The organism is Paraburkholderia sp., assembly GCF_004298475.1.
GTDB lineage: Bacteria > Pseudomonadota > Gammaproteobacteria > Burkholderiales > Burkholderiaceae > Paraburkholderia > Paraburkholderia denitrificans.
This window is the reverse complement of the sequence record NZ_SCRP01000010.1, coordinates 96,371-121,647: the sequence shown is the minus strand read 5'-3', so window position 1 is coordinate 121,647 and position 25,277 is coordinate 96,371. Positions and strand designations below refer to the sequence as shown.

The window sequence follows — 25,277 nt, the reverse complement described above, 5'->3', positions numbered from 1 at the left end:
GCGGCGACGTGTCGATTTGCCGCATTATAGTGCAACGTGAACGTTCACGTACATGTTGTGCCCGGCTGCGCATCGAAAGGTGGAAAGGGCGGCGTGCCGCACAAAAACGGCGGCCGAAATGAAAACGCCCGCTTGGCGCGGGCGTTCGGGGCGAGGCTGACGGGTGTTAGCCGCCGCGGCGCATCATTTCGAAGAATTCGGAATTGCTCTTCGTCTGGCGAATCTTGTCGAGCAGGAATTCCATTGCTTCGACTTCGTCCATGTCGTGGATGAACTTGCGCAGCACCCAGATCTTCTGAAGGATGTCCGGCTTGATGAGCAGCTCTTCGCGACGCGTGCCCGACTTGTTGAGGTTGATCGACGGGTAGACGCGCTTTTCCGCGAGACGGCGCTCGAGGTGCACTTCCATGTTGCCGGTGCCCTTGAATTCTTCGTAGATCACGTCGTCCATGCGGCTGCCGGTTTCGATGAGCGCCGTGCCGATGATCGTAAGCGAGCCGCCTTCCTCGATGTTGCGCGCGGCGCCGAAGAAGCGCTTCGGACGCTGCAGCGCGTTGGCGTCGACACCGCCCGTGAGCACCTTGCCCGAGGCTGGTACGACCGTGTTGTATGCGCGGGCAAGACGCGTGATCGAATCGAGCAGGATCACGACGTCGTGCTTCATTTCGACGAGGCGCTTGGCCTTTTCGATGACCATTTCCGCCACTTGCACGTGACGCGCAGCCGGTTCGTCGAAGGTCGAGGCGATCACTTCGCCCGCCACCGAACGCTGCATTTCGGTCACTTCTTCCGGACGCTCGTCGATGAGCAGCACGAACAGCACGACATCGGGATGGTTCTGCTTGATGGCGTGCGCGATGTGCTGAAGCATCACGGTCTTGCCCGACTTGGGCGAGGCGACGAGCAGGCCGCGCTGGCCTTTGCCGATGGGCGCGATCATGTCGATGATGCGGCCCGTCACGTTCTCCTCGCCGCGCATCTCACGCTCGAGCAGCAGCACCTTGTTCGGGTGCAGCGGCGTGAGATTTTCGAACATGATCTTGTGCTTCGAGGCTTCGGGCGGCTGGCCGTTGACCTTGTCCACCTTTACGAGCGCGAAGTAGCGTTCACCGTCCTTGGGCGTGCGGACTTCGCCTTCGATCGTGTCGCCGGTGTGCAGGTTGAAGCGGCGGATCTGCGACGGGCTGATATAGATGTCGTCCGTGCTCGCGAGATACGACGTTTCCGGCGAGCGCAGGAATCCGAAGCCATCCGGGAGCACTTCGAGTGTGCCGTCACCGAAGATCGTTTCGCCAGTCTTGGCGCGCCTTTTTAGAATCGCGAACATCAGTTCCTGCTTGCGCAGGCGGTTCGCACTTTCGATCTCGAGGCCGTTGGCCATCTCGATCAATTCGGAGACATGCAGAGACTTAAGCTCGGAAAGATGCATACGGAGAACCCGTCGGGGAGGACTGCGACGAAAGAGGTCAGGGGGAAAGAAGCGAGCGGAACCGCTCTAGGACTTTATATGGCGCCGGATAGACGCGTTATAAATTCTAGCATAGCACACGCCAAAAGCTGCCAGTGTTGGGAGCCAGCGTGTTTTTGCGGTGCGTGTTGTCGTCGGACAACACGCACCGTTATTTCATCGCCGCCAGCACGCGGGCCCGTTGAGAGGAAATACGCGACGCGGCGGGTAGGGGGAATTACAGGTGGCTGTCCAGGAACGCGGTCAGTTGCGATTTGGAGAGTGCGCCGACCTTTTGCGCGGCGACAGCGCCGTTCTTGAAGAGAATCAGCGTCGGGATGCCGCGCACGCCGAACTTCACCGGCGTCGACTGGTGTTCGTCGACATTGATCTTCGCGATTTGCAGGCGATCACCGTAGTCCTTCGCGACTTCATCGAGAATCGGCGCGATCATCTTGCACGGGCCGCACCATTCGGCCCAGAAGTCCAGCAAAACGGGTTTGTCAGATTTCACGACGTCCTGTTCGAACGATGCGTCGCTGATGTGCTTGATTTGTTCGCTCATTGTATGAATACCTCTTTCGAATCGAGGCTGACTGAATTGCTCGCCACGATACACCAAAACTGAAAACTTATCCGGGGCCACCAGAACGGCATGCCCGATCCGCGTGGACCCCGCATGAGCCTCATGCGCCGTTGTGCACGGCGCAGCCCATTGCCGACGCCAGTGTAGCCTAAATCCCTATGCATTGCCGACGGCGATAGTGCGTATGCATGCCGCAGCGGTCCGGTCTCGCGGGGCATGCCCGGCGGGTTTTTTTCGGGCTGTGCGCAAGGACTGCGCTCGATCAATGCGCGCGTCGTGATCGCGCTCTCCTCTCTATAGCGGTGGCGCAGTTGCCCGCACAGCGATATTGCGGCGCGCTGCGTTGTTGCCGCTGATGCTGCCACCTTTTTACTGCACCAGCGCGCGCGGTGCGACTTTTCGGATGAGGGTTCTCATTGCAGCGCAACCAATGTTAGAATGCGCCGTGACGGGCCTCCTCGCATGGAGGGGCGGTCAACCTGGTCAGGTCGGGAACGAAGCAGCCACAGCCGTTTTCCGCCAGTGCCGAGGGTCGGGCTCGTCACCTTCAACTTTCTTCCTGCTGTTCTCCAGTTCCCCACTTCGTTACCTCGTCGTTTCCCGTTTGCGTTACCCTTGGTTTTGCCGCGTCCGGCACGGCTTTGGCAACGCTTGCGTGATCGTCGGTGGCCAGCGTTTCGATGGCGAGATTTGCGCACGCGGCAGCAGCCGGATCCGTCTCTTTCGCAGCGCTCGCGCGTGCCGTGCCAGGGCGCCGCGGGCTGTGCGTTTGCGCCTTGCCGAATCATCTGTGCGCGCAGGCGATGCTGATACAATTTCCCGATGACCTACCAAGTTCTCGCACGCAAGTGGCGACCGAAGGACTTCGCTTCGCTCGTCGGACAGGAGCACGTGGTGCGCGCGCTCACGCATGCACTCGACGGCGGCCGCCTGCATCACGCGTACCTCTTCACGGGCACGCGCGGCGTGGGCAAGACGACGCTGTCGCGCATCTTCGCCAAGGCGCTCAACTGCGAGACCGGCGTGACATCGACGCCGTGCGGCGTGTGCCGCGCGTGCCGGGAGATCGATGAAGGCCGCTTTGTCGACTACGTCGAAATGGATGCGGCGAGCAATCGCGGCGTCGACGAAATGGCCGCGCTGCTCGAACGCGCCGTCTATGCACCGGTGGATGCGCGCTTCAAGGTCTACATGATCGACGAAGTGCACATGCTGACGAACCACGCCTTCAACGCGATGCTGAAGACGCTGGAAGAGCCGCCGCCGCACGTCAAGTTCATTCTCGCGACGACCGATCCGCAGAAAATTCCGGTCACGGTGCTGTCGCGCTGCCTGCAGTTCAATCTGAAGCAGATGCCCGCGGCGAACATCGTCGAGCATCTGACGCATATCCTCGGCGAAGAGAAGGTCGAATTTGAGCCGCAGGCGCTGCGCCTGCTCGCCCGCGCCGCCGACGGTTCGATGCGCGACGCGCTCTCGTTGACCGATCAGGCGATTGCCTACTCGGCGAATCAGGTGACCGAGGAGGCCGTGCGCGGCATGCTCGGCGCGCTCGATCAAAGCTATCTGATCCGCCTGATCGACGCGCTTGTCGCAAGCGACGGCGCGGCCGTGCTCGCGATTGCGGACGAAATGGCATTGCGCAGCCTGTCGTTTTCGACGGCGCTGCAGGATCTCGCGAGTCTCTTCCACCGTATTGCGTGGGCGCAGTTCGCGCCGGCGTCGGTGCTCGAAGAGTGGCCGGAAGCGGCGGATCTGCGCCGCTTCGCCGCCGAACTCTCGCCCGAGCAGGTTCAACTGTTCTATCAGATCGCGACGCTTGGACGCAGCGAGCTTGGACTCGCGCCCGACGAATACGCGGGCTTCACGATGACCCTGCTGCGCATGCTTGCGTTCGAGCAGTCGACGGGCGCGGGCAATGTCGGCAGTGCGCCCGCGTCGAAGCCTGCAGCGGCGAGTTCCGGGGCGAGGGCGGCTGCGCCTGCGCTGGCGAGCTCAGCCACCAGCGCAGGGGCACAGGCGCCGCGCCCGGCTGTGAGTACGCAAGCCGCTGCACCGCGCGCGCTTCCGGTAGAAACAGACAAACCCGCCGCTGCGCCGAACGCCGGTGAAGTTGGCGTAGCAGCGACGCCCGCTGCGCTGCGCGTTGTGCCGCCGTGGGAATCAGCCGACGAAGGGCAAACCGAGGCGCAAATCGAGGTGCAAGCCGGCGCGCAGGACGCGTCGCCCGAAATTCGGGGCGAGGCGCCTGTGGCGGCGCCAACACCAGTCGAGGCAAAACCCGCCGAGCCCGAACCGCAAGCCGAGCCCGACGTGGCAGCGAGCGCGACCGAAGCATCCGATGTGCGCGGCGGCGCAAGCGCGGCACTCGATGTGCTGCGCAACAAGGGCATGCGCGTATCGGCCGATCGCGGTGCCCGCGCCGCAGCTAACGCACCTGCTGCCGCGCCCAGATCCGCCGCACCGCGCGCCGAAGTGAAGGTGCCGACGCCGGACCCCGCCCGCCGCGCCGCCGCCGCGCAGGAAGCGCAGCAGCGCCAGCCGGCCCGTGGCGCGAGCGCCCAGGACGCCGCATCCCCTCCGCCGTGGGACGACATTCCGCCCGACGACTACGTGCCCCTCGGCGCCGACGACGCTTATTTCGCCTCGCCCGACGACGGCTTCGTGCCCGCATACGACAGCGAACCGGCAGCACCGCGCGCCGCCGCGCCTGCGGCGACGCCCGCAGCGGCCGTCGTGGACGTCAGCAAACTGCCGCCGGGCATCGCGCTCGACGCGATCGGCTTCACGGGCGACTGGCCCGCACTTGCCGCGACGCTGCCGCTCAAGGGCATCTCGTACCAGCTTGCGTTCAATAGCGAACTGACCGCACTCGACGGCGCGGTGCTCAAGCTGAGCGTGCCGGTGCCGCAATACGCGGAGGCCTCGCAGGTCGCGAAACTGAAGGCGGCGCTTGCCGAGCGGCTCGGCAAGGACGTGGACGTTGCGGTGGTCGTGGGCCCCGCACGCCGCACGGCCGCCGCGCTCGACGCAGCCGCGCGCGCCGGGCGTCAACGCGACGCCGAGCGCGAAATCGGCGCGGACCCGTTCGTCCAGCAACTGATTCGAGACTTCGGCGCGAGCATCGTGCCGGGTTCGATCCGCCCGGTCGCGCTCGACGCGGCGCCGGGCAGCGGCCAGGCCGCCCATTGATTTGCGGCGCGCGGCACACGTGGTGCCGCGCGCTTTTCCGAATACAAACGATCCAGAAGGAGTCACGATCATGATGAAAGGTCAAATTGCCGGGCTGATGAAGCAGGCCCAGCAGATGCAGGAAAACATGAAGAAGATGCAGGAGCAGCTTGCCACGATCGAGGTCGAGGGTCAGGCGGGCGCCGGTCTGGTCAAGGTGACGATGACGTGCCGCAACGACGTGCGCCGCGTGTCGATCGACCCGAGCCTGCTCGCGGACGACAAGGACATGCTCGAAGACCTCGTCGCGGCGGCGTTCAACGACGCAGTACGCAAGGCCGAAGCCACGTCGCAGGAAAAGATGGGCGGCATGACCGCTGGTCTGCCGCTGCCCCCGGGCTTCAAGCTGCCGTTCTGATGCCGTACAGGCGGGCCGCGCGCGCTTGCGCCGCGGCCCGTTTTTCACAGGGCCGCGCCACGCGCCGTCCGCCGTGTTTACCCAGTTGGCGGCTTCACGCCGCAAGATCCATCGATTCGCCACGCTGAATCCGCATGAAACAACCTTCCGCCCTGGCAGCGCTTGTCGAGGCGCTGCGCGCGTTGCCCGGCGTCGGGCCGAAGTCGGCGCAGCGCATGGCCTATCACCTGATGCAGCACGACCGTGAAGGTGCCGAAAAACTCGGCCGGGCGCTCATGTTCGCCACCGGGCACCTGAAGCACTGCGAGAAGTGCAACACGTTCACCGAAGCGCAGATATGCGAAACATGTCTCGACGAGGAGCGCGATCCCACGCTGCTGTGCGTCGTCGAAACACCTGCCGACCAGATCATGCTCGAACAGACCATGACATGGCACGGCCTGTATTTCGTGCTGATGGGGCACTTGAGTCCGCTCGACGGCATCGGTCCCAAAGAGATCCATTTTGATCGCCTCGTGAAGCGAGCCTCGGACGGCATCGTCAAGGAAGTCGTGCTCGCAACCAACTTCACGAACGAAGGCGAAGCCACCGCGCACTACCTCGGCCAGGCGCTGAAGGCGCGCGGCCTGAGCGTCACGCGCCTCGCGCGCGGCGTGCCGGTGGGCGGCGAACTCGAATACGTCGACGCGGGCACGATCGCCCGCGCGATGATCGACCGCCGCTCGATGTAACACGAGAATCTTGCCGCGCGCGCCCGGCGCATAACGTCACGCCGTCGCGCAGCGCGCATCGAAGCAGGTAAGGAGACCCATGAGCGCAGCCACATCCCCCGAATCCGCCTCACGCGAGCGTGCCGCCGGCCCGCTTGCCGGCGTGAAAGTGCTCGAACTCGGCACGCTGATCGCGGGCCCGTTCGCCGCGCGGTTTCTCGGCGAGTTCGGCGCCGAGGTCATCAAGATCGAAGACCCGAAAGGCGGCGATCCGCTGCGCAAGTGGCGCAAGCTCTATCCCGAAGCGGGCGGCACTTCGCTTTGGTGGGCCGTGCAGGCGCGCAACAAGAAGTCTGTGACGGTGAACCTGAAGGCCGAGGAGGGCAAGGAGATCGTCCGCCGCCTCGCGAAAGAAGCCGACATCGTCATCGAGAATTTCCGCCCCGGTTTGCTCGAAAAGCTCGGACTCGGTTACGACGTGCTGTCGAAGGAGAACCCCGGTCTCGTGATGGTGCGTTTGTCCGGCTATGGGCAGAGCGGTCCGTATCGGGATCGTCCGGGTTTTGGCGCGATTGCCGAGTCGATGGGCGGCTTGCGTCACATCACCGGCTATCCGGACCTGCCGCCGCCGCGCATCGGCATTTCCATCGGCGATTCGATTGCCGCGCTGCACGGCGTGATCGGCGCGCTCATGGCGCTGCATCACCGCAACGTGAACGGCGGCAGCGGGCAAATCGTCGATGTCGCACTCTATGAAGCCGTCTTCAACATGATGGAAAGCGTGGTGCCCGAATACGGCGTCTACGGCATGGTGCGCGAACGCACCGGCGCCTCGCTGCCGGGCATCGTGCCGTCGAACACGTACCCGTGCAAGGACGGCAGCATCGTGATCGGCGGCAATAGCGATCCGATTTTCAGGCGTCTCATGAGCGCCATCGACCGAGACGATCTCGCCAACGATCCGGGCCTCGCGCACAACGACGGCCGCGTGCCGCGCACGCAGGAGATCGACGGTGCGATTGCCGCATGGCTTTCGACCCGCACGATCGACGAAGCGCTCGACGTGCTCAACGCCGCCGATGTGCCGGTGGGCCGCATCTACAGCGTCGCCGACATGTTCACGGATCCCCAGTTCATGGCGCGCCAGATGATCCAGCAGTTCCGCTGGCAAGACAAGGTCGACGTCGCGCTGCCCGCCGTCACGCCGAAGCTCTCCGCCACGCCGGGCGATACGCGCTGGCTGGGCCCCGAACTCGGCGAACATACCGACGAGGTCCTCCACGCGCTGGGTTACGACGCCGACCATGTCGCCCGGTTGCGTGCGCAACAGATCGTCTGAGTCGATAAACGAAACGCGGAAACAAACAGCGCGCCGAGGCGCGCTGTTTGTATTCGGGCGCTATGCAAAACGCTCAGGGCTCGATGACGATTTTGCCCGTCACCTGCCGGGAGGCCATGTCCTTGAGCGCCTGCGCGGTCTCGGCGAGCGCATAGCGCTTCGAGACATACGGCCGGAGCAAGCCCTTGTTGATCCACTCGACCATCTGCGCGAACGCGGCCGCGTTGTTCTGCGGTTCGCGGCGCGCGAATTCCCCCCAGAATACGCCGACAATACTCGCGCCCTTGAGCAGCGCGAGATTGAGCGGCAGCTTCGGAATTTCGCCGTTGGCGAAGCCCACGACCAGATAGCGGCCGCGCCAGCCGATGCTGCGAAACGCGGGTTCCGCGTAGATGCCGCCGACCGGATCGTAGATCACGTCCGGGCCTTTGCCATCGGTGAGCGCCTTCACACGCTCGCGCAGGTCTTCGGTGCTGTAGTTGATGGTGGCGTCCGCGCCGAAGCGCTTGCAGACATCGAGCTTTTCGTCGCTCGACGCCGCAGCGATCACGCGCGCGCCAAGCACCTTGCCGATTTCGACGGCGGCAAGCCCTACGCCGCCCGCCGCGCCCAGCACGAGCATGGTCTCGCCGGCGCGCAGCGCCGCGCGGTCGACCACCGCGTGATGCGACGTGCCGTAGGCGAGCGTGAAAGCGGCGGCCGTCGCGAAATCGGCGCCATCGGGCAGCGGAACGCAGGCGGCTTCATTGGCCACGACCTGCTCGGCAAAGCCACCGGTACCCACGTAGGCGATCACGCGCGCACCCGGCGCAAGTTTCACGCCCGCGCCCGCGGCACGCACGACGCCTGCAACCTCGGCGCCCGGCGTGAAGGGCAGCGGCGGCTTCATCTGATACTTGTTTTCGATGATGAGCACGTCGGGAAAATTGACGGCGGCCGCTTTCACGTCGATGACGACCTGGCCCGCACCGGGTGCCAGGTCGGGCAGCGTTTCGAGCGTGAGGGAGTCGGGTGGACCGTACTGGTTGCAGCGAATGGCGCGCATCGTGTCTCCTGTGTGCTGTCGCGTCGTTTATGAAATCGGGACGAACGGACAGTGTACGGCAATCCGTCGATATTCGAACGATCGTACGATTCGATGCCGGGTTCGAAATCCGTACGAACACGTGCCGCAGACGACGCGCCGCGCGCCTGCCCACCCTCGCGTGCGGCCCGGCCAGCGGGCTTACCGGGCTGTCGCTCGCGTGCCTTCTTTCCTCGGTTACAATCGCCGGATGCGAATACTACTCAGCAACGACGACGGTTATCTCGCCCCCGGACTCGCCGCTCTCTACGAAGCGCTCAAACCGCTCGGCGAGGTCACGGTGATGGCGCCTGAGCAGAACTGCAGCGCCGCGTCGAACTCGCTTACGCTGTGGCGGCCGCTATCGGTGCTGCGCTCGGCGACGACCGGTTTCTACTACGTGAACGGCACGCCCACCGACTCCGTTCATATCGCACTCACGGGCATGCTCGAAGAGCGGCCCGACCTCGTGGTTTCCGGCATCAACAACGGCCAGAACATGGGCGAGGACACGCTCTATTCGGGCACGGTGGCCGCCGCAACCGAAGGCATCATGTTCGGCGTGCCGGCCATCGCGTTCTCGCTCGCCGACAAGGACTGGGCGCATCTCGATTCCGCCGCGCGCGTCGCAGCCGAGATCGTCGCGCACTACCTCGCGAATCCGTTGCCGGGGCATCCGCTTCTGAACGTCAACATTCCGAACCTGCCGTACGCCGAACTCGGCGAGTGGCGCGTGACGCGCCTCGGCAAGCGCCATCCCTCGCAGCCGGTGATCCGGCAGACCAACCCGCGCGGCGAGCCGATCTACTGGATCGGCCCATCCGGCAGCGCGCGCGACGCGAGCGAGGGCACGGATTTTCACGCGGTATCGCACGGCCACGTGTCGATTACGCCGCTGCAACTCGACCTGACTCACACGCAGATGTTGTCCGAGACGCACGCCTGGGCGTGTCAGGGCGGCCGCGCTTCATGACCGGCGAGCGCACCAGGCGTTTTCCGCTCGGGCTCGCGGATCTTGTGCGCGAACCGCGCCGTCGTGACGGCCAGGATTCGCGTGGCGGCGAAGCGCGTGCGCCGCTCGGTGGCGCGGGCAAGGCGGGCACGGCGGGCACGGCGGTGGCCAAACCCGCGGCCAAACCTGCAGCCAAACCCGCGGTGCCGCACGTAAGCGGCGGCGTCGGCACGAGCAAGCCGGGGCAATCGCCTGGCGCAGGACTCAAGCGCCCGGCGAGCAGCAAGCCTGCTGCGCCGGCGCGCGCAAGGGATGTACGCGGCAGCGATGCCGCGCCGCGCGCCACGCCGACGCGTTCCAATGCCGCGCAGCGCACGCCTGGAACACCGGGCGCCCCCGGCACGCCGGCATCGGGTGTACCCGGCGCGCCAGGCGTGCCGCTCAACGGCGCGGTTGCCTTGACGTCGGAACGGGTTCGCGAGCGCATGGTCGAAAGGCTTCGTGCGAACGGCATCGTCGATGCGCGCGTGCTTCAGGCGCTTGCGGGCGTGCCGCGCCACATGTTCGTCGATCCTGGTCTTGCGACCCAGGCCTACGAAGATGCGGCGTTGCCGATCGGTCATCAGCAGACGATCTCGAAGCCCTCGGTCGTCGCGCGCATGCTCGAACTCGCGGGCGCGGGGCGGGCGCTTGATCGCGTGCTCGAGATCGGCACGGGCTGTGGTTATCAAGCGGCGGTGCTGAGCGGCATCGCACGCGATGTTTATTCGATTGAACGCATCAAGCCGTTGTATGAGCGCGCGAAGACGAATCTTCGTCCGCTGCGCATCCCCAACATTCGCCTGCACTACGGCGACGGACGGCTCGGCATGCCGTCGGCGGCGCCGTTCGACGCGATCGTGATCGCGGCCGCTGGCTTCGAGGTGCCGCAGGCGCTGCTCGAGCAGCTCGCCATCGGCGGGCGGCTCGTGGCGCCTGTCGCATCGCCCGCAGGAGCCGGTGGCGAGGCGACCCAGGTGCTGACGCTCGTCGAGCGTACGGGCCCGGCGCAGTGGCGGGAATCGCGGCTTGATCGCGTTTTCTTTGTCCCTTTAAAATCCGGAGTGATCTGAAACCGATGAGTATGTTGCGCGCGATGCAAAGAAACCGTCTGAAGATCGATCTGACCGTAGCCCGGCGCGGCGCAGCAGCCATCGCGCTCTGCGCGTTGACAGCCTGCGCGACGCGGTTCGATCAGGCGCCTGTGGTCGACCGCACTGCGCCGTTCGGCGCAGCCGCTGCGCAGCCCGCCGCACCGCTCGGGCCGCCGCCTCCCGGCTACTATCGGGTGAAACCAGGCGATACCCTGTACCGGATCGCGCTCGAAAACGGCCAGAATTACCGCGACATCGCGGCGTGGAACAATCTCACGAATCCGAATCAGATCGAAGTCGACCAGTTGTTGCGCGTCGTGCCGCCGGGTGCGGGCGCCACCGCAATGACGCCGGGTGTCGTCACGGCGCCTGTGCCGGCCGGCAGCGTGCAGAACGTGCCGCCGGTCTACGGTGCGGGCGCGAACGCCGCGCCGACTCCCTCTGCGCCGATGGGCGGCGCGAACGACACCGCGATGCCGTCAGCCGGCATCGCGTTGGGCTGGCCGGTGCGCGGGCCGCTGCTCAACGGCTTCGACGATGCGAAGAACAAGGGCATCAATATCGGCGGCGCATCGGGCGATGCGGTCAAGGCCGCCGCCGACGGAAGGGTGGTATATGCCGGAAATGGGCTGCGCGGTTACGGCAATCTCATTATCATCAAGCATGACGCCACCTTTTTGACGGCGTATGCACACAACCGCGCTTTGATGGTAAAAGAGGGAGATGCAGTCACCAAAGGTCAGAAGATCGCCGAAATGGGAAATAGTGATTCGGACCGCGTGATGCTGCATTTCGAAGTCCGCCGTCAGGGCAAACCCGTCGACCCACTGAAGTACTTGCCGCCGCAATAAAGCGAGCCGACCATGCCGAAACCGAAGCGCCGTCTGCAGCAAACCGAGTCTGACAGCCAAGCCGCCCCGGTTTCGGTTGAGGACAGCGCTGCGCCCGGCGACGACGAGGCGCAGTCCGAACTCGAACAGTCGCATGATTTCGACGAGCGCGAAAATTCCTCCGATGAGGAAGGCAACAGCCGCGAGAGCGCCGAGCCCGCAGCCGACGCCGACGACTTTCGCGCGCTCCTCCAGGCCGAACTCACGGCCGACACCATCCAGCATTATCTGAACCGGATCAGCGTGAAGCCGCTGCTCACCGTCGAGGAGGAGCAGCGCTATTCCCGTCTTGCGAAGGCCGGCGAATTCGAGGCGCGCCAGGTCATGATCGAGCGGAATCTGCGGCTCGTGGTCAGCATTGCGAAGGGTTATCTGAATCGCGGCGTACCGCTGCTCGATCTGATCGAGGAGGGCAACCTCGGTCTCATGCACGCGATCGAAAAGTTCGATCCGGCGCGCGGCTTTCGCTTCTCGACGTATGCAACGTGGTGGATCCGCCAGAGCATCGAGCGCGCGATCATGAACCAGGCGCGTACGGTGCGCTTGCCGGTGCACGTGATCCGCGAACTGAACCAGGTGCTGCGCGCGAAGCGCCATCTGGAAAAGAATTCGCTGAACGCCAATACGGCGTCCGACCGGCGCGACGCGAGCATCGACGACATCGCGTACCTCACAGGCAAGACCACCGAGGAAGTCACCGATATCCTCGCGCTCAACGAACACACGGCGTCGCTCGACGCGCCCCTCGACCTCGATCCTGCGAGCAGCCTGCTCGATCTCCTCTCCGACGATCAGAGCCAGTCACCCGATGCGGAAGTACAGCATCGCGAACTGGAAACGCTGACGCGCGCGTGGCTCGGGCGGCTCTCGGACAAGCATCGGCACGTGATCGAGCGCCGCTTCGGACTGAACCATATCGAGCCCGCGACGCTCGAAGAGCTCGCCGACGAAATGGGCCTGACCCGTGAGCGCGTGCGGCAGATCCAGCAGGAAGCGCTGGTGCGCCTCAAGCGCTTTTTTGCTTCCAACGGCGTGCGTAAGGACGCCGTCCTGTAAATTCCGCCGTTCAACCGGCCGTTCGACTGAATGACACCTGTTCTTGTATTCGACATCGAGACGATTCCCGATGTCGACGGCATTCGCCGTCTCGACGATCTTCCTGCAACGCTCACCGACGCCGAAGTGGCCGAGCATGCGTTCGCCGCGCGCCGCGAGAAGACCGGCAGCGATTTTCTTCCGCATCATCTGCAGCGCGTCGCGGCGATTTCCTGCGTGTTCCGTGACGGCCAGGGTTTTCGCGTACGCTCGCTCGGCACGCCCGAGGACGGCGAAGCTGCGCTGATCCAGTCGTTCTACCGGACCATCGAGAAGTACACGCCGCAGCTCGTCTCGTGGAACGGCGGCGGGTTCGATCTGCCCGTGCTGCACTATCGCGCGCTCGTGCACGGCATTCGCGCGTCGCGCTACTGGGATCTCGGCGAAGACGACCGCGACTTCAAGTGGAACAACTACATCAGCCGCTATCACTCGCGTCACACCGACCTGATGGACGTGCTCGCGATGTATCAGGCGCGTGCAAACGCGCCGCTCGACGCACTCGCGAAACTCTGCGGCTTTCCGGGCAAGCTCGGGATGGACGGCAGCCAGGTGTGGACGGCGTTCCGCGAGGGGCGCATCGAGGAAATCCGCAACTACTGCGAAACGGACGTGGTCAACACGTATCTGCTCTATTGCCGCTTCCAGTTGATGCGAGGTGGCTTCAGCGAGCGCGAATACGAAGACGAAATCACGCACGTCAAGAACGCGCTCGCCATGGAGCCCGCGCCGCACTGGGCCGAGTATCTCGCGGCGTTCGGCGCCTGAGCGGCGTTTAGGCGTGTTTCAGGTTCAGTCGAATTCCAGCACGATCGGCTGATGATCCGACGCTTGCGTCGCGCCGTCGATCTCGCAGTGCCGCAGTTGCCCGAGCAGGTTCTCCGTCACGAAAACGAAGTCGCACGCGAGCGGGCCGGACGACCATTGCACGGTGTCGTAGACTCCGGCGGTCGGCGGCGGTGTTGCGCCCGGATGCAGCGCGGTCCACGCGTCGACGAAAGCAGGGCTGTCGACAATCGGCTCCAGCATGCGTGCGTACGCTTCGCTCGACCACGCGCTGTTGAAATCGCCACAGAGGATGGCGCTCGCGGGCCGCGCTGTTGGGGCGAACGGGCCGTTGTCGTTTTCGGCGGGCGCAGGATGCGCTGCGTGTTGGGCAGCTTCCTGCTGCAGGCGGCGCAATTCGTCCACCTGAGCAAGCCGCTGGTGCAGCGAGTAGTACTCCAGATGCGTGACCAGCACGCGTAACGCGCCACCCGGCACGTCGAGCACCGCTTCGAGCGCAACGCGCTGCATCGATGGTGCAGCAGGATCGGCGGGCCAGGGCAGCAAGTGGCGAAACACCTGGGCGACAGGCAAGCACGTTGCGATGGCGTTGCCGAACTGGCGGCGTGGCGCGTGGGGCGTGCGGTGCGGCGCGGGAAGATCGGCGCCGATGCCCTCGATGATCGTAAACCCGGGCAGCAACGCCGCGAGTTCGGCGAATTGATCGCTTCCCGGGTTGCCCGGCAGTGCGCCAAAACCGCGTGTGATTTCCTGCAGGCACAGCACGTCGAAATCGGCGAGCCGCCGCGCTTCGCGCACGGTGCGCGCGAGGTCGACGACGCCTGCTGCGTCGCGGCCCCACTGTACGTTCCAGCTGAGCAGTTTCATCGGCTCTCCAGTGGTGGACCGATACTGCTTCACTGTAGCCGAAAGACGGGCTTCATCAAGCCCGCCACATCGGCTGTTTGCCGCCGTTAGCGACTGTTAGCGCAGGCGTCCCCGGCAATTGGCGCGTTCGGTTCTGGCGACGCGTTGCTGATCGTCGAAATAGACTGCGAGCGGCACGTTATTGTCCTCGCCGATCGCATACTGGAAGCAGGCATGACCGTCGTCATCGTATTGGCTGTCCGGCGGCCCGAGGCGAGTCATCAGTTCTGTCTGCGTGAGGCCCGGCGTGACCTTGGAGATTACTTTCTCGGGTTTGACGCCCGTGCACGCGGCGAGGGCGAGAAGCGCAGCCATCGCCGCGGCACTGGAAAAATGCTTGCTCAATTCGACTCCAGTAAAAAGAGTGGGGCCTCAAGGATTTAATTCGCTCGCGCTATCGTCCATCGGATTACGCTAAAAACGCGGTGCCGCATGATCGCCTTCATTGCAGGCGCGAAATAGCGGTCGCTATGGTAATGGATCTTCGGTGCGATTCGGTGTTGTCGCATCGCAAGATTGTGCGAAATGTGCGCCATCGCCACCGTCGATGAAACATCTTTCAACCGCGCACGCGGCGTGACAGCACAGCGCGCGGCTTTCGAAACGGCCTGCCGAGGGCGCGGGTGCGGACTTCGTCTACAATTTCGCCTTCGCCCATATCTTACCCACTGTCAGTCAGGAATCCGCTGGTGTCTCAAGCTGCCCCCGATCCTCAAACCGAATCCCTCCACGCCGCAGCTGCACCGGAAACCGTTGCTGCCCCTGTGACCCCCGCCAGGCGCTCGAAGCGCGAGCGCCGGGCCGAACGGCGTGCCGCCACGGAAGCCTCGGTGCTTCATGCCCCGATTCTGGAGATCGTGTCGCTCGACATGGAGGCGCGCGGCGTGGGCCGCACCGTCACCGAGACCGGCGAGCCGGGCAAGGTGATTTTCGTCGAGGGCGCGCTGCCCGGCGAGCGCGTGACCTATTCGAGCTACCGCAAAAAACCGAGCTTCGAGCAGGCGACGGTGGTGGACGTGCTTCGCGAAAGCGCGATCCGCACGAAGCCGCAATGCCAGTTCTTCGGCACCTGCGGCGGCTGCTCGATGCAGCATCTCGACGTGCGCGCGCAGATCGCGGTCAAGCAGCGCGTGCTCGAAGACAACCTCGCCCACCTCTCGAAGGTGCGCGCCGAATCGATGTTCCGGCCGATTCACGGTCCGTCGTGGGGCTACCGCTACCGCGCGCGTCTTACCGTGCGCAACGTGCCGAAGAAGGGCGGCGTGCTGGTCGGTTTCCACGAGAAGAAGAGCAGCTATGTCGCCGACATGACGAGCTGCGAGGTGCTGCCGCCGAACGTCTCGGCCATGCTGGTGCCGCTGCGTGCGCTGGTCGAAGGGCTGTCGATCCGCGATCGTTTGCCGCAGATCGAACTGGCGGTCGGGCAGAGCGTGACGGCGCTCGTGCTGCGCATTCTGGAGCCGCTCACGGCCGCCGACGAAGCGCTGCTGCGCACCTTCGCCGACGCGCACAACGTGCAGTTCTGGCTGCAGCCGAAGGGCCCCGACACGGTCTTCCCGTTCTATCCCCTCGATGCGCAGCTCGACTACACGCTGCCCGAATTCGATATCCGGATGCCGTTCAAGCCGACGGACTTCACGCAGGTCAACCATCAGATCAACCGCGTGCTGGTCGGCCGCGCGTTGCGCCTGCTCGCGCCGGAACCGGGTGATCGCGTGCTCGATCTGTTCTGCGGCATCGGCAACTTCACGCTGCCGCTCGCGCGGCTCGCGCGCGAAGTCGTGGGGATCGAAGGCAGCGAAACGCTGACGGCGCGCGCGCTCGACAACGCACGCGCGAACGGCGTGGATGGTCACACGTCGTTTGCATGCCGCAATCTGTTCGAAGTCACCGCCGATGACATGCGCGCGCTCGGCGCGTTCGACAAGCTCCTTGTCGATCCGCCGCGCGAGGGCGCGCTCGCCGTGTCGCGGGCGCTTGCGGACATGGCGCAGAGCGGCGAAGGCGTGCTGCCCAGGCGCATCGTCTACGTGTCGTGCAACCCGGCGACGCTCGCGCGCGACGCGGGACTGCTCGTGCACGAAGCCGGTTACCGGCTCAAGGGCGCGGGCGTGGTGAACATGTTCCCGCACACGTCGCACGTCGAGTCGATTGCGTTGTTCGAGCGGGACTGAGCGCCTGCGTGGGTGCCTGACTTTGCGCCGCGGCGGATCCGCCATGCGGCGCCAGACGAAAAAAACCCGCACATTGTCTGTGCGGGTTTTTTTCTGACCGTTTTGACCGGATCGCTTACCAGATTTGCCACCAGGACTTGGTCTCCGTACCGGGCCGCGCATGACCGGTGATGTACGGGCTGTCCGGGAAGGTTGCGGCGAGCACGCGGCGCGTGTCGTCGGCGAGTTGCTGCTGGCCGAGCTTCTGGTACGAGAGGATCATGATGTGCAGCGCGTCCTCGATGGCCGGCGCACTCTTGTAATCCTTGATCGCGAGCTGCGCGCGGTTGATCGCAGCCACATAGGCGCCGCGACGGTAGTAGTAGTCGGCGGCGTGGACTTCGTGCGACGCGAGCGAATTCACGATGTAGCGCATGCGCTGCGCGGCGTCCGGGGCGTACTTGCTCTGCGGGTATTTGTCGACCACCACCTTGAACGCGTCATAGGATTCGCGCAGCGACTTCGGATCGCGCTCGCTCATGTCCTGACCCGAGAACCGGCCGAACAGGCCCAGGTCGTCGTTGAAGTGGATCATGCCCTTGAGGTAGTACGCGTAGGCGACGTCCGGGTGCTGCGGGTGCAGCTTGATGAAGCGATCGATCGCCTGGTCGGCGGCGTCGTTCTCGTTATCCTTCCAGTTGCAGTAGGCCACGTTGATCTGCGCCTGCTGGGCGAAATGTCCGAACGGGTCGCGACCCTGCAGCGATTCGAAGTACTTTGCGCACTTGCCCCAGTCGCCACTATCGAGCGAGTCCTGGGCCTCCGTATATAATTTGTTGTTGTTCCACCTTGCCGTTTCGTCGGTCTTTTCCGGCAGGCCGTGGCAGGCTGCCACCACGGCGAGCGCGGCGCCACAAGCGGCGATGCGAAGGATGTTGCCGATCTTGCGGATCGTCGTCATCGTCGTTTCGTCCGATTCCTGTGCCGCCGCGTTACGGATGTTACGGGCGTTACGGGCCATCGCATGTTGGGCCAGTTTCGTAATCGTGTTCAAGGCTCGCATTTTCCAGTTCAGCTTCAGGTCCCAGGTGACCCAGACTCAATGACCCGTTCAGTTCTTCCGGGAGGCGGCGCCCCCGGCGCCCCAAACAGCATCGACCATTATAGCCTGGGCGAAGTGCCCGATGACGCAGCGCCGGGCGACGCTTTCGACGACGATTTCGGCGCGGACGAATCCGCGTCCGGCGTTGCAGATTCGTCCGCCCGCACGAGCGCCAAAGCACGCGCCGAGGAGGCGCCGCGCCGCGCGCAGGTGCCCGACGAGCTCGCGGGTGAGCGGCTCGACAAGGTGCTCGCCAAGGTTTTCCCCGAATTCTCGCGCAACCGCTTGCAGGGCTGGATCGAGGCGCAGCGCGTGCGTGTGGATGGCGCACCGGCGAAGGTGCGTCAGCCGGTCCCGCTCGGCGCGACGGTCGAACTCGTGCCCGACCTGCTGCCCGAGCAGCTTGCATTCACGCCTGAGCCCGTGCCGCTCGACGTCGTCTACGAGGACGACGCAATCGTCGTCATCAACAAGCCGGCCGGGCTCGTCGTGCATCCGGCGGCGGGCAACTGGAGCGGGACGATCCTCAACGGCCTGCTGCATCGCTATGGCGAGAGGGCTTCCGGCCTGCCGCGCGCGGGCATCGTGCACCGGCTCGACAAGGAGACCTCGGGGCTCATGGTGGTCGCGCGCACGCTCGAAGCGCAAACCGATCTCGTGCGCCAACTCCAGGCGCGCACCGTCAAGCGCCGCTATCTGGCGCTCGTGTGGGGCAACATGCCGGACGAGGGCACGATCGACGCGCCGATCGGCCGCGATCCGCGCGAGCGCACACGCATGGCGGTGGTTGCGGGCTCCACGGGCAAGCCGGCCCGCACGCATTTCCGTCGAGTCGACGCAACCCTTTGGCACGGCCAGCCGGTCAGCGCAATCCACTGCGATCTGGAGACGGGCCGTACGCACCAGATCCGCGTGCATTGCGCGCATATCGGCCACCCGCTGCTCGGCGACCCGGTTTACGGGCGTGCGCGCGGCCGCCGCTCCGTGGCCGCGCTGCCCGATGGTTTTGCACGTCAGGCGCTGCATGCGTGGCGTTTGGGGCTCATTCATCCGGTCACGGGCCGCGCGATGCAGTGGCGCGCGGATGTGCCCGACGACATGGACGCGCTGATCGCCGCGTTGGGCTTCGGTGAGGAGAGCGAGGAACACGGCTTCGACGACGAAGTCTTCGACAGCGCGTACACCGACGAAGGCTTCGTCATCGGCAGCGACGAAGACGATTACGAGGACGAGGGTGACGAGGGTGACGACGAGGGTGACGACGAGGGTGACGATGAAGATCACGACGACGAGGACGCGCGCGCATGACGATCACGCCTGAACTGAGCCAGGCGGATCTGGTGCTTCCCGGTTGGGCTGCGCCGTCGAACGTGCGCGCGTTCGTGACGACGCGCGACGGCGGCGTGAGCGAGCCGCCTTTCGGCCGCTGGATGGCCGGTGGTGCGAGCGGGGAAGGGTGCGAGCTGCCGGGCGGCCTGAATCTGGGCCGGCTCTCGGGCGACGAGCCCGATCGCGTCGAGACGAACCGCTCTCGTCTGCTGGCCTACGCGGGCGTCCCTGTGGCGTGGCTGAAGCAGGTGCATGGCGCGGGGGTGGTCGATGCCGTCGACGCGCTGGCAGCCGCACGCGCAGGCGAACCGTTGAGCGCCGACGCCTGCGTGACGGATCGCCCCGGCATCGCCTGCACGGTGATGGTCGCCGACTGCATGCCGGTGCTGCTGTGTGACGGCGTTGGTCGCGCGGTCGGTGCGGCGCACGCGGGCTGGCGCGGACTCGCTGCGGGCGTCATCGAAAAGACCGCAGCGCGTGTCGCAGCGCTCGCGGGCTGCGCGACGCACGATCTGCACGCGTATCTCGGGCCGGCGATCGGACCGGGTGCCTTCGAGGTGGGGGCAGACGTGCGTGACGCGTTCATGAATCACCCGGCCGCCGTTGGCGCCCAGCAACGCGACGCGACTGCCGCTGCGTTCGTCGAACGGCCCGAGGCGCCGGGCAAATACTTCGCCAATCTCAACGCGCTCGCGCGCCTGCGGCTCGCCGCGCTGGGCGTCGAGCGGATCAGCGGCGGCGATCTGTGCACATACACACAGCGTGAGCGTTTCTACTCGTATCGCCGCGAGCGCGTCACGGGCCGCATGGCTGCGCTCGTGTGGCTGACGCCTTAAAGGCGTCTTTAGCGGTTACATCAAGTAACGTTCTTGCTGCGCTGCATCGAATATGAGGAGATGCAGCGCAGCCGTTGAAACGGATGATGCAGCAGCGGGGCTGATCGCGCTGCAAGCGCTTGGGCGCAATGGGTTTTTTTTCACACGCGCATCGGCATGCGCTCGATTGAATCAATTAAGCGTTCTGCTACATCGGGAAAACGATAATTAAAAAAATATCGCGGTGCGGCAAAATCGGGCTCAAGCATTGACATGCTTTGCCGTGGGGAGCAAAAATGTCCCACACCTACGGGACAGGACGTGACGTGGTGCGACGCGGTCGTACCCGTGTACGGACCGCCTGCCTCTCAACCAGTCCTCCAGGACACATCGGTCAAAAGCAGGTATGACGGCATCTCAACGTTCCACGAATTCTCCGGGCGCTAGCGCCTCTACGAGCGGTGCACAGCAATTCACTCCCGATGCCGCCGGAATGCAGCAGATACTCGACGCGTGGACTTCAGCCTGGCGCAATGCCATGAATGCTGCGCAGCAAGCGCAGGGCAAGGTCGCGGGCGCACCGCTGCAAAACGGCTGGTGGCCGCAAGCGGGCAATGGTGCCGCAGCGCCCGCCACACCTTTCGAGCCGCCCAGATTCCCCAGTGCATCCATCGAGCCCGTGCGCCTGCAGCAGTTGCAGGCCGACTACTCGCGCGACGCGCTCGAACTGTTGCGCCAGGCCGCGGATACCGAGCCGAAAGCGCCGGAACTCAAGGACCGCCGCTTTAGCTCCGATGCCTGGAAAGCGACGCCCGCCTACGCATTCACGGCAGCCTGGTATCTGTTGAATGCGCGCTACCTGCACGAACTCGTCGACGCCATCGAAACCGAACCGAAAACGCGCGAGCGCATTCGCTTCGCGGTCCAGCAATGGACGGCGGCGACCTCGCCGAGCAATTTCTTCGCGCTCAATCCGGACGCGCAGAGCGCTTTGCTCGAATCGCACGGAGAAAGCCTGCGTCAGGGCGTAATGAATCTGCTTGGCGATCTCACGCGCGGCAAAATATCGCAGACCGACGAGTCGCGATTCGTCGTGGGCCGCAATCTCGCGACGACCGAAGGCGCGGTGGTGTTCGAAAACGAACTGTTCCAGTTGATCCAGTACAAGCCGCGCACGGCGAGCGTGCGCGAGCGGCCGCTCCTGATCGTGCCGCCGTGCATCAACAAGTTCTACATCCTTGACCTGCAGCCCGAGAATTCGTTGGTTGCGTACGCACTCGAACAGGGGCAGCAGGTGTTCCTGATCTCCTGGCACAACGGCGACGCGTCGATTGCCCACAAGACGTGGGACGACTACATCGAAGACGGCGTGCTCAAGGCGATCGATACGGTACGCAGCATCAGCGGCCGCGAGCAGATCAACACGCTCGGCTTTTGCGTCGGCGGCACGATGCTGGCCACTGCGCTCGCCGTCGAGGCCGCGCGCGGAGAGCACCCGGCTGCGTCGATGACGCTGCTCACCGCGATGCTCGATTTCTCGGATACGGGCGTGCTCGACGTGTTCGTCGACGAGTCGCACGTGCAGATGCGCGAGCAGACCATCGGCGGCAAGAACGGCGGGACGCCCGGTGTCATGCGCGGCGTCGATTTCGCCAATACGTTCTCGTTCCTGCGCCCGAACGATCTGGTCTGGAACTACGTCGTCGACAACTATCTCAAGGGCCGCACGCCCGCGCCGTTCGATCTGCTGTACTGGAACAGCGACTCGACGAGCCTGCCCGGCCCGATGTACGCGTGGTATCTGCGCAATACGTATCTCGAGAACAAGTTGCGCGAGCCCGGCGCGCTCACGGTGTGCGGCGAACAGGTGGACCTCTCGCGCATCGACGTGCCGACGTTCATCTACGGTTCGCGCGAAGATCACATCGTGCCGTGGCGCACGGCGTACGCATCGGTGCCGCTGCTTTCGGGGCCGCTGCGTTTCGTGCTGGGTGCGTCGGGGCATATTGCAGGCGTGATCAATCCGGCTTCGAAAAACAAGCGCAGCTTCTGGAGTGTCGAGACCGATGCGAAGCATCTGCCGGCCGACGCTGACGCATGGTTGGGCGTTGCCGAGGAGAAACCCGGCAGCTGGTGGCCGACGTGGGCGCAATGGCTCGATCAGTACGGCGGCAAGAAGGTGAAGCCGCGCGTCCAGGCCGGATCGGCGGAGTTTCCGGAAATCGAACCGGCTCCGGGCCGTTACGTGCAGCAGCGCGACTGACGCGTCTTGCTGCGAAATGGGTTTTTAGCGGGTTTTTAACTTGACTAACTTGATGGGGTGGCGCGTCCTTCGACATCGCGCTGCCCGAAGGAACTCGAAATGACGGACATCGTGATCGTATCGGCCGCGCGTACCGCGGTGGGCAAATTCGGTGGCACGCTTGCGAAGATCGCGGCTCCCGATCTGGGCGCCGTGGTGATCAAGGCGGCGCTGGAGCGCGCGGGCATCAAGCCCGAGCAGGTGAGCGAAGTGATCATGGGCCAGGTGCTGACGGCCGCTTCGGGCCAGAACGTCGCACGCCAGGCGTTGATCAAGGCGGGCTTGCCCTCCGCCATTCCCGCCATGACGATCAACAAGGTCTGCGGCTCGGGCCTGAGGGCCGTGATGCTGGCCGCCAACGCGATCATCGCGGGCGAGGCGGAAATCATCGTTGCAGGCGGCCAGGAAAACATGAGCGCCGCGCCGCACGTGCTGCCGGGTTCGCGCGACGGCTTCCGCATGGGCGATGCGAAGCTGATCGACAGCATGATCGTCGACGGCCTGTGGGACGTGTACAACCAGTACCACATGGGCGTGACGGCGGAAAACGTCGCACGCGAATACGGCATCACGCGCGAAGAGCAGGACGCGTTCGCGGCGCTGTCGCAGAACAAGGCCGAGGCCGCGCAAAAGGCGGGTCGCTTCGACGCCGAAATCGTGCCGGTCGAGATCCCCCAGCGCAAGGGCGAGCCGCTTCTGTTCAAGACCGACGAATTCGTGCGCCATGGCGTCACGGCCGAAGCGCTCGCGGGCCTGAAGCCGGCGTTCGAGAAGGAAGGCACGGTAACGGCTGCGAATGCGTCGGGCCTCAACGACGGCGCGGCGGCAGTGATCGTGATGTCGGCGAAGAAGGCGGAAGCGCTGGGTCTGAAGCCGCTCGCGCGCATCAAGGCGTACTCGAATGCGGGCGTCGATCCGAAGGTCATGGGCATGGGCCCGGTCCCTGCCTCGAAGCGCTGCCTCGAGCGTGCAGGCTGGACGCCGCAGGACCTCGATCTCATGGAGATCAACGAAGCGTTCGCCGCGCAGGCGCTGGCCGTGAACAAGCAGATGGGCTGGGACACGTCGAAGATCAACGTGAACGGCGGCGCCATCGCGATCGGTCACCCGATCGGCGCTTCGGGCTGCCGTATCCTCGTTACGCTGCTGCACGAAATGCAGCGCCGCGACGCGAAGCGCGGTCTGGCTTCGCTGTGTATCGGCGGCGGCATGGGCGTGGCGCTCGCGGTCGAGCGTCCGTAACGTCTGTGAGGTAGTTGCGCAGCGGGCCGGTGGCGGCTCGCTTGCGCGCCGCGATTGCACAGTGAAGCGTGCGATGAAGCACGCAATCGCGGCAGCGGTGAAAACAATGTGGTGCGGATTAGTGCAGATGTAATGTGCCGAGGGCGGCGTGAGGTACAACCGGGCACAAACTGGCAAAAACGCCGTAACCGAAGCTGCAGTACGGGCGGGACGAAGTAAGGAGCGAGACCTGAGCGGTCGTGTAACGCTCTGGAAAACGATAATGGAGTTTGGCTTATGTCACAGCGAATTGCGTATGTAACCGGCGGAATGGGCGGTATTGGCACGGGTATCTGCCAGCGCCTCGCCAAGCAGGGCTTCACGGTGGTCGCCGGATGTGGTCCGAACTCGCCACGTCGCGTGAAATGGATCGAGGACCAGAAGGCCGCGGGTTACGAATTCATCGCTTCGGAAGGCAATGTCGGCGACTGGGACTCCACGCGCCAGGCGTTCGACAAAGTCAAGGCCGAAGTCGGCGAGATCGACGTGCTGGTCAACAACGCGGGCATCACGCGCGACGTCGTGTTCCGCAAGATGACGCGTGAAGACTGGACCGCCGTCATCGATACGAATCTCACGAGCCTCTTCAACGTCACCAAGCAGGTCATCGACGGCATGGTCGAGCGCGGCTGGGGCCGCATCATCAATATTTCGTCGGTGAACGGGCAAAAAGGCCAGTTCGGCCAGACCAACTATTCGACGGCGAAGGCCGGCATTCACGGCTTCACGATGGCGCTCGCGCAGGAAGTGGCGACGAAGGGCGTGACCGTCAACACGGTTTCGCCGGGCTATATCGGCACGGATATGGTGAAGTCGATCCGTCCCGACGTGCTGGAGAAGATCGTTGCGACGATTCCCGTGCGCCGCCTTGGCGCGCCCGAGGAAATCGCATCGATCGTCGCGTGGCTCGCCTCCGACGAGTCGGGCTTCGCAACCGGTGCGGACTTCTCGCTGAACGGCGGGTTGCACATGGGCTGATCCGGCGTGCCGCAACTGCCTTTCGGGGCACAGGGCAGCGCATGGATCCACAACGGCAGCGTGTCTGTTGTCACACCGGGACAGACGCCGCTGCCGAACAAGGCTCGCACGCGAGGGGCGTGCCGGGCGAACAAGGGCGACATATGACGACTACAAAGAAGACCGCCGAACGACTCATCAAGAAATATCCGAACCGTCGGCTCTACGACACGGAAACGAGCACCTACATCACGTTGAGCGACGTGAAGCAGCTCGTGCTCGATCAGGAGGAGTTCAAGGTCATCGATGCGAAGACCAACGAGGATCTCACGCGCAGCATCCTGCTGCAGATCATCCTCGAAGAGGAGAGCGGCGGCCTGCCGATGTTCTCGTCGTCGATGCTGTCGCAGATCATCCGCTTCTACGGTCATGCCATGCAGGGCATGATGGGCACGTACCTGGAAAAGAATATTCAGGCGTTCATCGATATTCAGAACAAGCTCGCGGATCAGTCGAAGAGCCTCTACGAAGGCAACGCGATGAACCCCGAAGTGTGGTCGCAGTTCATGAACATGCAGGCGCCCATGATGCAGGGCATGATGACGAACTATATCGAGCAATCGAAGAACATGTTCGTGCAGATGCAGGAGCAGATGCAGAACCAGGCGAAGAACATGTTCAGCAGCTTCCCGTTCAAGCCCGCAGCGCCTGGGCAGAGCGCGTCGGAGCATAGCGAGGACGAGAAGAAGTAAGGCCTTGGGAGTTCGGCGCGCGCGGATTCGTCTCGCGCGCTATTCGCTTCGCGGATCGCACTGTGGAGCCGTTGGCGCGTCTGCGGGCCG

22 protein-coding genes and 1 other RNA gene are annotated in these 25,277 nt (G+C 64.6%); 17 read left to right on the top strand and 6 right to left on the bottom strand.

The window, feature by feature from the left end; translation table 11 throughout:
• Positions 1–166: 166 nt before the first annotated feature.
• Both rho and trxA read right to left on the bottom strand, forming a co-directional pair.
• Positions 167–1,429, bottom strand: a complete 1,263-nt coding sequence (gene rho / locus EPN59_RS05900; protein ID WP_293035914.1) for a transcription termination factor Rho — start codon at positions 1,427–1,429, stop codon at positions 167–169.
• Positions 1,430–1,685: 256 nt separating this feature from the next.
• Positions 1,686–2,012 (bottom strand): thioredoxin TrxA, encoded by a 327-nt coding sequence (trxA, locus tag EPN59_RS05895; protein ID WP_027797264.1) that lies wholly within the window; start codon positions 2,010–2,012, stop codon positions 1,686–1,688.
• Positions 2,013–2,480: 468 nt separating this feature from the next.
• Between trxA and ffs the strand changes: the two genes are divergently transcribed.
• The 5 genes from ffs to EPN59_RS05870 all read left to right on the top strand — a co-directional run bounded on the left by ffs (position 2,481) and on the right by EPN59_RS05870 (position 7,671).
• An RNA gene (gene ffs / locus EPN59_RS05890) (signal recognition particle sRNA small type) lies at positions 2,481–2,579 on the top strand.
• Between the two features lie 276 nt (positions 2,580–2,855).
• A complete protein-coding gene (dnaX, locus tag EPN59_RS05885) occupies positions 2,856–5,225 on the top strand; it encodes a DNA polymerase III subunit gamma/tau (protein ID WP_293045699.1) in 2,370 nt (789 codons plus the stop codon).
• A 70-nt stretch (positions 5,226–5,295) separates the two neighbouring features.
• Positions 5,296–5,622 carry a YbaB/EbfC family nucleoid-associated protein gene (locus tag EPN59_RS05880; protein WP_293037273.1) on the top strand — a complete coding sequence of 109 codons (327 nt, stop codon included), beginning with the start codon at positions 5,296–5,298 and terminating at the stop codon, positions 5,620–5,622.
• A gap of 134 nt (positions 5,623–5,756) precedes the next feature.
• Positions 5,757–6,353 carry a recombination mediator RecR gene (gene recR, locus EPN59_RS05875; RefSeq protein ID WP_293037271.1) on the top strand — a complete coding sequence of 199 codons (597 nt, stop codon included), beginning with the start codon at positions 5,757–5,759 and terminating at the stop codon, positions 6,351–6,353.
• 79 nt (positions 6,354–6,432) lie between these two features.
• Positions 6,433–7,671 (top strand): CaiB/BaiF CoA-transferase family protein, encoded by a 1,239-nt coding sequence (locus EPN59_RS05870; protein ID WP_293037268.1) that lies wholly within the window; start codon positions 6,433–6,435, stop codon positions 7,669–7,671.
• A 73-nt stretch (positions 7,672–7,744) separates the two neighbouring features.
• Here the strand turns inward: EPN59_RS05870 and EPN59_RS05865 are convergent, their stop codons facing one another.
• Complete coding sequence (locus tag EPN59_RS05865) at positions 7,745–8,716, bottom strand: NADPH:quinone oxidoreductase family protein (RefSeq protein ID WP_293037265.1); 972 nt, start codon at positions 8,714–8,716, stop codon at positions 7,745–7,747.
• Positions 8,717–8,945: 229 nt separating this feature from the next.
• Between EPN59_RS05865 and surE the strand changes: the two genes are divergently transcribed.
• The 5 genes from surE to EPN59_RS05840 are packed head-to-tail and all read left to right on the top strand — an operon-like array spanning position 8,946 to position 13,572.
• Positions 8,946–9,707 (top strand): 5'/3'-nucleotidase SurE, encoded by a 762-nt coding sequence (surE, locus tag EPN59_RS05860; RefSeq protein ID WP_293037262.1) that lies wholly within the window; start codon positions 8,946–8,948, stop codon positions 9,705–9,707.
• On the top strand, positions 9,704–10,798 hold the full coding sequence (locus EPN59_RS05855; RefSeq protein WP_293037259.1) for a protein-L-isoaspartate(D-aspartate) O-methyltransferase: 1,095 nt from the start codon (positions 9,704–9,706) through the stop codon (positions 10,796–10,798). Before surE ends, EPN59_RS05855 begins: the two co-directional genes overlap by 4 nt.
• A gap of 5 nt (positions 10,799–10,803) precedes the next feature.
• A complete protein-coding gene (locus EPN59_RS05850; RefSeq protein ID WP_293037256.1) occupies positions 10,804–11,670 on the top strand; it encodes a peptidoglycan DD-metalloendopeptidase family protein in 867 nt (288 codons plus the stop codon).
• A gap of 12 nt (positions 11,671–11,682) precedes the next feature.
• Entirely contained in the window at positions 11,683–12,765 is a 1,083-nt protein-coding gene (gene rpoS, locus EPN59_RS05845) for an RNA polymerase sigma factor RpoS (protein WP_293037253.1), read from the top strand.
• A 30-nt stretch (positions 12,766–12,795) separates the two neighbouring features.
• Positions 12,796–13,572 (top strand): 3'-5' exonuclease, encoded by a 777-nt coding sequence (locus EPN59_RS05840; RefSeq protein ID WP_293037250.1) that lies wholly within the window; start codon positions 12,796–12,798, stop codon positions 13,570–13,572.
• A 24-nt stretch (positions 13,573–13,596) separates the two neighbouring features.
• On the opposite strand, the gene EPN59_RS05835 is transcribed toward EPN59_RS05840, so the two are convergent.
• Together EPN59_RS05835 and EPN59_RS05830 are read right to left on the bottom strand one after the other, a co-directional pair.
• The gene (locus tag EPN59_RS05835; RefSeq protein ID WP_293037247.1) at positions 13,597–14,457 is read right to left on the bottom strand and encodes an endonuclease/exonuclease/phosphatase family protein; all 861 of its coding nucleotides are present in this window, start codon (positions 14,455–14,457) and stop codon (positions 13,597–13,599) included.
• A 96-nt stretch (positions 14,458–14,553) separates the two neighbouring features.
• Entirely contained in the window at positions 14,554–14,841 is a 288-nt protein-coding gene (locus EPN59_RS05830) for a hypothetical protein (protein WP_293045697.1), read from the bottom strand.
• 485 nt (positions 14,842–15,326) lie between these two features.
• On the opposite strand from EPN59_RS05830, the gene rlmD reads away from it, so the two are divergent.
• Positions 15,327–16,670 (top strand): 23S rRNA (uracil(1939)-C(5))-methyltransferase RlmD, encoded by a 1,344-nt coding sequence (gene rlmD / locus EPN59_RS05825; protein ID WP_293037279.1) that lies wholly within the window; start codon positions 15,327–15,329, stop codon positions 16,668–16,670.
• A gap of 115 nt (positions 16,671–16,785) precedes the next feature.
• Here rlmD and EPN59_RS05820 read toward each other — a convergent pair whose 3' ends face one another.
• Positions 16,786–17,610 carry an outer membrane protein assembly factor BamD gene (locus EPN59_RS05820; protein WP_293037276.1) on the bottom strand — a complete coding sequence of 275 codons (825 nt, stop codon included), beginning with the start codon at positions 17,608–17,610 and terminating at the stop codon, positions 16,786–16,788.
• Between the two features lie 141 nt (positions 17,611–17,751).
• On the opposite strand from EPN59_RS05820, the gene EPN59_RS05815 reads away from it, so the two are divergent.
• The 6 genes from EPN59_RS05815 to phaR all read left to right on the top strand — a co-directional run bounded on the left by EPN59_RS05815 (position 17,752) and on the right by phaR (position 25,187).
• A complete protein-coding gene (locus EPN59_RS05815; protein ID WP_293037241.1) occupies positions 17,752–19,059 on the top strand; it encodes an RluA family pseudouridine synthase in 1,308 nt (435 codons plus the stop codon).
• A complete protein-coding gene (pgeF, locus tag EPN59_RS05810) occupies positions 19,056–19,916 on the top strand; it encodes a peptidoglycan editing factor PgeF (protein ID WP_293037238.1) in 861 nt (286 codons plus the stop codon). The genes EPN59_RS05815 and pgeF overlap by 4 nt, the downstream gene beginning before the upstream one ends.
• Positions 19,917–20,301: 385 nt before the next feature.
• Complete coding sequence (gene phaC / locus EPN59_RS05805; protein WP_293037235.1) at positions 20,302–22,158, top strand: class I poly(R)-hydroxyalkanoic acid synthase; 1,857 nt, start codon at positions 20,302–20,304, stop codon at positions 22,156–22,158.
• Positions 22,159–22,257: 99 nt separating this feature from the next.
• On the top strand, positions 22,258–23,439 hold the full coding sequence (locus tag EPN59_RS05800; RefSeq protein ID WP_293037232.1) for an acetyl-CoA C-acetyltransferase: 1,182 nt from the start codon (positions 22,258–22,260) through the stop codon (positions 23,437–23,439).
• A 276-nt stretch (positions 23,440–23,715) separates the two neighbouring features.
• The gene (locus tag EPN59_RS05795; RefSeq protein ID WP_293037229.1) at positions 23,716–24,456 is read left to right on the top strand and encodes a 3-ketoacyl-ACP reductase; all 741 of its coding nucleotides are present in this window, start codon (positions 23,716–23,718) and stop codon (positions 24,454–24,456) included.
• Positions 24,457–24,599: 143 nt separating this feature from the next.
• Positions 24,600–25,187 (top strand): polyhydroxyalkanoate synthesis repressor PhaR, encoded by a 588-nt coding sequence (gene phaR, locus EPN59_RS05790; protein WP_293037227.1) that lies wholly within the window; start codon positions 24,600–24,602, stop codon positions 25,185–25,187.
• Positions 25,188–25,277: the final 90 nt, after the last annotated feature.

What these genes read in the sequence shown, in the direction of transcription:
- rpoS (WP_293037253.1), top strand. Translation starts at nt 11,683, where the DNA reads ATGCCGAAACCGAAGCGCCGTCTGCAGCAAACCGAGTCTGACAGCCAA.
- EPN59_RS05795 (WP_293037229.1), top strand. Translation starts at nt 23,716, where the DNA reads ATGTCACAGCGAATTGCGTATGTAACCGGCGGAATGGGCGGTATTGGC.
- trxA (WP_027797264.1), bottom strand. Translation starts at nt 2,012, where the DNA reads ATGAGCGAACAAATCAAGCACATCAGCGACGCATCGTTCGAACAGGAC.
- EPN59_RS05815 (WP_293037241.1), top strand. Translation starts at nt 17,752, where the DNA reads ATGACCCGTTCAGTTCTTCCGGGAGGCGGCGCCCCCGGCGCCCCAAAC.
- phaC (WP_293037235.1), top strand. Translation starts at nt 20,302, where the DNA reads ATGACGGCATCTCAACGTTCCACGAATTCTCCGGGCGCTAGCGCCTCT.
- EPN59_RS05880 (WP_293037273.1), top strand. Translation starts at nt 5,296, where the DNA reads ATGATGAAAGGTCAAATTGCCGGGCTGATGAAGCAGGCCCAGCAGATG.
- EPN59_RS05840 (WP_293037250.1), top strand. Translation starts at nt 12,796, where the DNA reads ATGACACCTGTTCTTGTATTCGACATCGAGACGATTCCCGATGTCGAC.
- EPN59_RS05865 (WP_293037265.1), bottom strand. Translation starts at nt 8,716, where the DNA reads ATGCGCGCCATTCGCTGCAACCAGTACGGTCCACCCGACTCCCTCACG.
- EPN59_RS05800 (WP_293037232.1), top strand. Translation starts at nt 22,258, where the DNA reads ATGACGGACATCGTGATCGTATCGGCCGCGCGTACCGCGGTGGGCAAA.
- EPN59_RS05850 (WP_293037256.1), top strand. Translation starts at nt 10,804, where the DNA reads ATGAGTATGTTGCGCGCGATGCAAAGAAACCGTCTGAAGATCGATCTG.
- EPN59_RS05870 (WP_293037268.1), top strand. Translation starts at nt 6,433, where the DNA reads ATGAGCGCAGCCACATCCCCCGAATCCGCCTCACGCGAGCGTGCCGCC.
- EPN59_RS05855 (WP_293037259.1), top strand. Translation starts at nt 9,704, where the DNA reads ATGACCGGCGAGCGCACCAGGCGTTTTCCGCTCGGGCTCGCGGATCTT.
- surE (WP_293037262.1), top strand. Translation starts at nt 8,946, where the DNA reads ATGCGAATACTACTCAGCAACGACGACGGTTATCTCGCCCCCGGACTC.
- pgeF (WP_293037238.1), top strand. Translation starts at nt 19,056, where the DNA reads ATGACGATCACGCCTGAACTGAGCCAGGCGGATCTGGTGCTTCCCGGT.
- dnaX (WP_293045699.1), top strand. Translation starts at nt 2,856, where the DNA reads ATGACCTACCAAGTTCTCGCACGCAAGTGGCGACCGAAGGACTTCGCT.
- phaR (WP_293037227.1), top strand. Translation starts at nt 24,600, where the DNA reads ATGACGACTACAAAGAAGACCGCCGAACGACTCATCAAGAAATATCCG.
- EPN59_RS05835 (WP_293037247.1), bottom strand. Translation starts at nt 14,457, where the DNA reads ATGAAACTGCTCAGCTGGAACGTACAGTGGGGCCGCGACGCAGCAGGC.
- EPN59_RS05820 (WP_293037276.1), bottom strand. Translation starts at nt 17,610, where the DNA reads ATGACGACGATCCGCAAGATCGGCAACATCCTTCGCATCGCCGCTTGT.
- recR (WP_293037271.1), top strand. Translation starts at nt 5,757, where the DNA reads ATGAAACAACCTTCCGCCCTGGCAGCGCTTGTCGAGGCGCTGCGCGCG.
- rho (WP_293035914.1), bottom strand. Translation starts at nt 1,429, where the DNA reads ATGCATCTTTCCGAGCTTAAGTCTCTGCATGTCTCCGAATTGATCGAG.